Origin of the sequence: Streptomyces flavofungini (assembly GCF_041028215.1) — a bacterium.
Lineage (GTDB): Bacteria > Actinomycetota > Actinomycetes > Streptomycetales > Streptomycetaceae > Streptomyces > Streptomyces flavofungini_B.
Genome location: NZ_JASKYR010000667.1, coordinates 1 through 4,899, shown reverse-complemented (window position 1 = coordinate 4,899; position 4,899 = coordinate 1). Strand labels below are relative to the sequence as shown.

Here is a 4,899-nt window from a genome sequence, read left to right as displayed (position 1 = left end):
CAGAACTYCCAGGCCTACCTCGCGGGCGCCGCCCCCGACATCTGGCGGCACCCGCCGGGCAAGGCCTGGCAGGGCAGGGGCGGTGCGTCCGCGAGCGGTTCGAGCGGTGTCGCCTCCGAGGTGACCTCCGGCTTCGGCGCCATCGGTTACTTCGAACTGTCCCTCGCCGAGGCCCGGCACATCAAGACCGTCAGCCTCGACACGGGCGCGCCCACGCCCGTCGCGCCGACACCGAAGACGGCGTCGGCCGGTATCGCGGCGGCACGGGTCGCCGGGGACGGCAAGGACATGACGCTCAAGTTCCGGCACGACGCCTCGACGCCGGGCGCGTACCCCCTGGTCCAGGTCACGTACGAGATCGTCTGTGACAAGGGCAACGCGAAGGCGACGCTGCCCGCGCTCAAGTCGTTCCTGGCCTATACGGCGAGCGGGGCGGGGCAGCGGCGGCTGTCACGGCTGCACTACGCGCCCCTGCCGGAGTCGGTGGCGGGGCGGGTGCGGGAGGTGGTGGACGGGCTGTCCTGAGCATGTCGTGAGTGGTGGACGGCCTGTCCTGAGTACGTCCCGAGTGGTGGCCGGGCCGTGCCGGTGTGTAGTGACACAGGTCACAGTGCGCGGTCGGAACTCGATCGCCTCGCCGTCCGACTCCTGGATCGGCTCGGGCCCAGCCGGGCCGTAGTCCGTCTCATTCAGGGGAGCGCCTCATGGCCGCCGAATCCACCGCCCTCGCCGAAGGCGAAGGACAGCCACCGCAGCCACCGGCCGGACCCGATGAGGCGTCGCGCGGCGCGCGGGACGGTGGCGCGCCGAAGCGGTCCGGCCGGGCGGCACTGCGACCGCTCGTGCTGCGGCTGCACTTCTACGCCGGGCTGCTGATCGCCCCGTTCCTGCTGGTCGCCGCCACCACGGGCCTGCTGTACGCCTGTTCGTTCCAGGCCGAGAAGATCGTGTACGCCGATGAGCTCCGCGTCGACGTGCCGCCGGGCAGGGGAGAGCTGCCCCTGACCGAGCAGGTGGCCGCGGCCCGCGCCGCGCACCCCGAAGGCGCGATCAGTGCCGTGCGGCCGTCGCCGGAGGAGGGCGCCACCACGCGGGTGATGCTGTCCGGGGTGCCCGGGGTCGACCCCGACCGGACCCTCGCCGTCTTCGTGGACCCCTACACCGGCACGGTGCGCGGCGACCTCGAACAGTACGGATCGAGCGGCGCCCTCCCGCTGCGCACCTGGATCGACGAACTCCACCGCGACCTGCATCTGGGCGAGACCGGCCGCCTCTACAGCGAACTCGCGGCGAGCTGGCTGTGGGTGATCGCGGGCGGCGGCCTCGTCCTGTGGTTCGGCCGCCGCGGGTCGCAGCGGAAGCTGCGCGGCACCACGGGCCGCCGACGCACCCTGTCGCTGCACGGCTCGGTCGGCGTCTGGGCCGCCCTCGGCCTGATCTTCCTGTCGGCCACGGGGCTGACCTGGTCGGCCTACGCGGGCGCGAGCATCGGTGACCTGCGCGAGGCCATCGGCCAGACCACGCCCGCGGTGACGTCGACGGTGGCGCCCGCCGCCGGGTCCGGCGGCGGTTCCGGTTCCGGGGCCGGGGGCGAGCACGCCGGTCACGGCGCGGGCGGTACGTCAGCGGGAGCGTCGGGCGATGAGGCGCCGGGGGCGGCGTCGCCGGACGTCGGGCTCGACGCCGTCCTGAAGGCGGGCCGGGACCAGGGGCTCTCCGACCCCGTGGAGATCGTGCCGCCCGCCGACGCCTCGTCCGCCTATGTCGTCCGCCAGATACAGCGGAGCTGGCCCGAGAAGCAGGACTCGATCGCCGTGAACCCCGCGAACGGCGAGGTCACGGACGTCCTGCGGTTCGACGACTACCCGGTGCTCGCCAAGCTGACGCGCTGGGGCATCGACGCGCACACCGGTTCGCTGTTCGGCGTCGTCAACCAGATCGCCCTGGTCGTGCTCGCCCTCTGCCTGATCCTCCTGATCGTCTGGGGCTACCGCATGTGGTGGCAGCGGGGCCGCGGCTCCGCCTTCGGGCGGCCCATGGCGCGCGGGTCGTGGCAGCACGTGCCGCCCCACGTCCTCGTCCCGCTCCTCGCGGCCATCGCCGTGCTCGGCTACTTCGTGCCGCTGCTCGGCATTCCGCTCGCGGCGTTCCTCGCGGTGGACATCGCGCTGGGCGAGATCGCTCATCGGCGGGGGAAGCGCACGTACGGGTGAGGCTCGCGCGGCGGGATGACGCTCGCGCGGCCGGGTGACGCTCGTACCGTACGACCGCTCCCGTACGGCTGCTCCCGCCGAGCCGCTCCCGCACCGCATATCACACCGAGGGGGCGGGCGGGGGCGGCTCGGCGGCGACGCAGAACTCATTGCCCTCCGGGTCGGCCATCACCACATGGTGGCCGGGGAACTCCGCGAGCACGCCGCCGCCCGCCGCGACGAGCCGCTCCGACTCCGCCTTGATCCTCGCCCAGCGCTCGCCGGGCGAGCCGTGCCCGGCCACCCGGACGTCGATGTGCAGCCGGTTCTTCGCGGACTTGGGCTCGGGCACCTTCAGGAGCGAGAGGCGCGGGCCGTGCCCCTCGGGGTCGCAGAGCCAGGCCGCGTCGCTCACGGACTCGCCCTCGGGTGGATCGAAGCTCGCGAACCACTCCTCGCGGGTGGTGAACGGCGCGGGCGGCGGCGCGTCCACATAGCCGAGCGCCGTCTTCCAGAAGGCGCCGAGGAGCTGGGCGTCCGCGCAGTCGAGGGTCAGGTCGATCTTGTTTGCCATGCCCCGGACGGTACTGTGCGGCACTGACAACGGGCCCGGGTTGTACAGGCCATTCCGGTTCCCTCGAATTCCCTCGAAAGCAGAAGCGGCGCGGGTGTGTGAGGACGGGCAGAGCGGGCACTCGAAGTGTGGGCCCCGCCGTGTCTCCCCCGTCGCGGCGGGGCTCCCTCGTGTCCGGGACATGTCCTGTCCCCTTCTTGGCGTTCCCCGCCCCTTCCCGGCAGGTTTGAGTGAGCCCAGGTCGGCTACTCGTGCCCGTCCGAAGGGAGAGGCCTCGTGACAGCCACGACACCCTCACCGCCCAGTACCTCCCGCATGGCGCGCCCCGCTTCCGTACCCCCACCCCAGCCGGAGGACCACGGCCCGCGAGAACGCACCGCACAAGCCGAACGCACCCCACAAGCCCGCGTCCCGCATGACCCCGCCGGGCGGGAGCGCGGCAGGCAGGAGCTCGTCCGCTACCTGGAGGGCCGCTTCGCCTGCGCGCAGGCCTGTGAGGAGTGCGCGCGGGCGTGCGCCCGGCGGCGTCTGCCCGACGAGCCGTGCCACGCGTCCCGCCTGAACACCGCCTGCGCCGACGTGTGCGACGCGACCTTCCGCGTCCTCGCCGAACCGGGTGAGCACGGTGAGCCGGGCGAGCGCGCGGGCGAGTACGAGGAGCGGGTGCGCGTGCAGGTCGAATGGTGCCGCGCCATCTGCCACCAGTGCGCGGCCCTCTGCGACACGAGCACCGCGTCGGCCCGGTGCGCGGAGGCCTGCCGCCGCTGCGCCCGGGCCTGCGACGACTTCCTGGCGGCCATGGACTGACTGATTCCCGATCGCGGGGAGCGGTTCACCGCCATTCCCAATTTCTGGAACGCGTTCTACTGTGTGCGCCGTCAGGTCCGGGAGCGAGTGAGCCAGCCAGAGCCTGGAGGGGCCGTGCACCTCGAATACACCCCCGAGCAGCAGCGGTTGCGCACCGAACTGCGCGCGTACTTCGCCGGACTGGTGCCGGACAACGTGTACGCCCGCCATACCGATCCCGCCGCCCAGAAGCGGTTCTACCGGGAGACCGTCCGCCGCCTCGGCACGGACGGCTGGCTGGGGGTGGGGTGGCCCGAGGAGTACGGCGGGCGCGGGCTCACGCCCATGGAGCAGTTCATCTTCTTCGACGAGGCCGCCCAGGCGGGCGTGCCGCTGCCGCTGATGGCCCTCAACACCGTGGGCCCGACGATCATGCGGTTCGGGACGGAGGAGCAGAAGGGCTACTTCCTGCCCCGCATCCTCTCCGGTGAGCTCGACTTCGCCATCGGCTACAGCGAGCCCGACGCGGGCACGGACCTGGCGGCGCTGCGTACGAAGGCGGTACGGGAGGGCGACGAGTACGTCGTCAACGGGCAGAAGATCTGGACGACCAACGGCGACACGGCGGACTGGGTCTGGCTCGCCGTCCGCACGGCGACCCCCGAGCAGGGCGTCCCGCTCCACAAGGGCATCACCATGCTCCTCGTACCGACCAGCGACCCCGGCTACTCCTGCACCCTCATCAACACCCTCGCCTCGCACGACACCACCGCGAGCTACTACGAGAACATCCGCGTCCCCGTCTCGCGCCGGGTGGGCGAGGAGAACAAGGGCTGGCGCCTCATCACCAACCAGCTCAACCACGAGCGCGTCACCCTCGCCGCCCACGGCACGATGGCCATCCGCGCCTTCCATGACGTGCAGCGCTGGGCCATGGACACCAAGCTCGCCGACGGCCGCCGCGTCATCGACCTGGGCTGGGTCCGCCGCCGCCTCGCCCTGACCCACACCAGACTGGACGCGATGAAGCTCCTGAACTGGCAGATGGTCAACGCCGTCCAGGAAGGCACCCTCACCCCCCAGGACGCCTCCGCCGTCAAGGTCTACGGCTCCGAGGCCCGCCGCGACGCCTACGCCTGGCTCATGGAGGTCGTCGGCGCGGCGGGCCCCCTCAAGGAGGGCTCGACCGGCACGGTCCTCCACGGCGAACTGGAACGCGGCTACCGCTCAGCGGTCATCTTCACCTTCGGCGGCGGCAACAACGAGATCCAGCGCGAGATCATCTCCTGGATCGGCCTGGGAATGCCACGAGTGCGCCGCTGACACCGCCGCCCCTCCGGCCCACCC

The 4,899-nt window shown here is 72.3% G+C and carries 5 protein-coding genes; 4 read left to right on the top strand and 1 reads right to left on the bottom strand.

Going from position 1 to position 4,899, the window contains the following annotated elements; all coding sequences use genetic code 11:
* Positions 1 to 525, top strand: a 525-nt coding sequence (locus AB8Z36_RS32155) for a PstS family phosphate ABC transporter substrate-binding protein (RefSeq protein WP_369216912.1), incomplete at its 5' end; no start/stop codon positions are given.
* A 179-nt stretch (positions 526 to 704) separates the two neighbouring features.
* Complete coding sequence (locus tag AB8Z36_RS32150) at positions 705 to 2,213, top strand: PepSY-associated TM helix domain-containing protein (RefSeq protein ID WP_369216911.1); 1,509 nt, start codon at positions 705 to 707, stop codon at positions 2,211 to 2,213.
* Between the two features lie 100 nt (positions 2,214 to 2,313).
* Here the strand turns inward: AB8Z36_RS32150 and AB8Z36_RS32145 are convergent, their stop codons facing one another.
* On the bottom strand, positions 2,314 to 2,766 hold the full coding sequence (locus AB8Z36_RS32145) for a VOC family protein (protein WP_369216910.1): 453 nt from the start codon (positions 2,764 to 2,766) through the stop codon (positions 2,314 to 2,316).
* 276 nt (positions 2,767 to 3,042) lie between these two features.
* Here AB8Z36_RS32145 and AB8Z36_RS32140 point away from each other — a divergent pair, with 276 nt between their 5' ends.
* Together AB8Z36_RS32140 and AB8Z36_RS32135 are read left to right on the top strand one after the other, a co-directional pair.
* Positions 3,043 to 3,573: a ferredoxin gene (locus AB8Z36_RS32140; RefSeq protein ID WP_369216909.1), complete on the top strand. Its 531-nt coding sequence runs from the start codon at positions 3,043 to 3,045 to the stop codon at positions 3,571 to 3,573.
* A 114-nt stretch (positions 3,574 to 3,687) separates the two neighbouring features.
* Positions 3,688 to 4,875 (top strand): acyl-CoA dehydrogenase family protein, encoded by a 1,188-nt coding sequence (locus AB8Z36_RS32135; RefSeq protein WP_369216908.1) that lies wholly within the window; start codon positions 3,688 to 3,690, stop codon positions 4,873 to 4,875.
* The last annotated feature ends 24 nt before the right edge of the window (positions 4,876 to 4,899 follow it).

Bases quoted from the DNA above. Each gene is read 5' to 3' on its own strand.
- AB8Z36_RS32145 (WP_369216910.1), bottom strand. From the start codon at position 2,766: ATGGCAAACAAGATCGACCTGACCCTCGACTGCGCGGACGCCCAGCTC.
- AB8Z36_RS32150 (WP_369216911.1), top strand. From the start codon at position 705: ATGGCCGCCGAATCCACCGCCCTCGCCGAAGGCGAAGGACAGCCACCG.